Origin of the sequence: uncultured Campylobacter sp. (assembly GCF_938017705.1) — a bacterium.
Taxonomy (GTDB): Bacteria; Campylobacterota; Campylobacteria; order Campylobacterales; family Campylobacteraceae; genus Campylobacter_B.
This window is the reverse complement of the sequence record NZ_CALIIS010000216.1, coordinates 1-1,528: the sequence shown is the minus strand read 5'-3', so window position 1 is coordinate 1,528 and position 1,528 is coordinate 1. Positions and strand designations below refer to the sequence as shown.

At 48.6% G+C, this 1,528-nt stretch carries 3 protein-coding genes; all 3 read right to left on the bottom strand.

Annotated features, from left to right (window positions below):
- Positions 1-198 (bottom strand): phosphoribosylformylglycinamidine synthase subunit PurS (gene purS / locus Q0605_RS09890; RefSeq protein WP_298706633.1); only part of this gene is annotated, 198 nt, incomplete at its 3' end.
- A 3-nt stretch (positions 199-201) separates the two neighbouring features.
- On the bottom strand, positions 202-921 hold the full coding sequence (gene purC, locus Q0605_RS09885; protein WP_298706632.1) for a phosphoribosylaminoimidazolesuccinocarboxamide synthase: 720 nt from the start codon (positions 919-921) through the stop codon (positions 202-204).
- Positions 922-931: 10 nt separating this feature from the next.
- Positions 932-1,528, bottom strand: a 597-nt coding sequence (locus Q0605_RS09880) for a S41 family peptidase (RefSeq protein WP_298706630.1), incomplete at its 5' end; no start/stop codon positions are given.

The window sequence follows — 1,528 nt, the reverse complement described above, 5'->3', positions numbered from 1 at the left end:
CAAAATTTCATCGCACATCCTAGCGACGTCGGCGCAAATTTTATCCCTATCCTCGCCATCTATATCAAGGACGATCTGTTTGGCTACGCGCACATCTCGCACGCCGCTAAATCCAAGCGCAGCAAGGGCGTGCAAAACCGCCTTGCCCTGCGGATCGAGCACGCCCTGCTTAAGCCTTACGTTTACGATTACCTTCATCGCTTATCCTAAAATTCTACGCAAGACCTCTTCGTAAGCCACTTTTACGCTACCGAGATCCTGTCTGAATACGTCCTTATCGAGCTTCTTGTCGGTCTGTTTGTCCCAAAAGCGGCAGCTATCGGGGCTGATCTCATCTGCAAGCAGGATATTGCCGTCCTTATCTCTGCCAAGCTCGATTTTGAAATCCACGAGCTTTAAATTTCGCTCGTCGAAAAATTTAACCAAAATTTCATTGATCTTGCGCGCGATCTTTTTGAGCTCGTCAAGCTCGCTTTGGCTCTTTACGGCGCCGAGCAACACGCAATGCTCGTCATTTAGTATCGGATCGCCCAGATCGTCGTCTTTGTAGCAAAACTCCACCAGCGTAAACGGAAGTTTCGTGCCCTCTTTGATGCCCAGGCGCTTTGTAAGCGAGCCGGTAGCGATATTACGAGCGATGATCTCAAGAGGGAAAATTTTACATTTTTTCACTAGCTGCTCGGTCGGACTGATCGTCTCAACAAGCGCGGTGGCGATGCCGTGCTTTTTAAGCAGATCAAAAATTAGCGTCGAAATTTTACAATTCAGCGCGCCTTTGCCGCTCTCTTCGGCTTTTTTGACGCCATTGAATGCCGTTAGCGAATCTTTAAATTCCGAGATCAAAAGGTCGTCGCTTTCGTTAACCGACCACATCTTTTTGCCCTTGCCTTCGTAGATGAGCTCTTTTTTAGTAGCTTGCATCACACTCTCCTTACTTGATGTTTAGAATTTTTATCGCGTCTATTGCGGTTTTTAACTGGATATCGTTATTAATCTGCTCTGCTGTGATGAAATTTTTCTCATCCTTTTTCTGTTCGTCTTTTTTCTCTTTTTTATCGGTCTCAACCTTGGCAAGCTCGCTTTTTAGGTGCTTTTTAAGATCGGCTTCTTTTAGCGAGAATTCATCCTCGTCGCGGCTTGGCACCTTGCCCGGCGCCACTATGAGATCGGGCGTCACGCCCACTGCTTGGATGGTGCGGCCGCTTGAGAGATAGTAGCGCGCTATGGTAAGTCGCAGAGCTTCTTTATCCTCGATCGGCAGGATCACCTGCACGCTTCCCTTGCCGAAGGTGTTTTCGCCGACGACTACCGCGCGCTTTAGATCCTGAAGCGAGCCGCTTACGATCTCGCTCGCACTCGCGCTACCGCCGTTTACTAATACTACCAGCGGCAAATCGGTGATCTTCTTTTTAGGATCGGCGTTATGGGCTTCAGTTTCGTTTTTCGCGCGTCCTTTTTGCGAGACAATAAGCCCTTTGCTGACGAATAAATTCACAAGTCCGATCGCCTGATCCAAAAGCCCACCCGG

Coding starts and splice junctions, on each gene's coding strand:
- purC (WP_298706632.1), bottom strand. CDS start 921: ATGCAAGCTACTAAAAAAGAGCTCATCTACGAAGGCAAGGGCAAAAAG.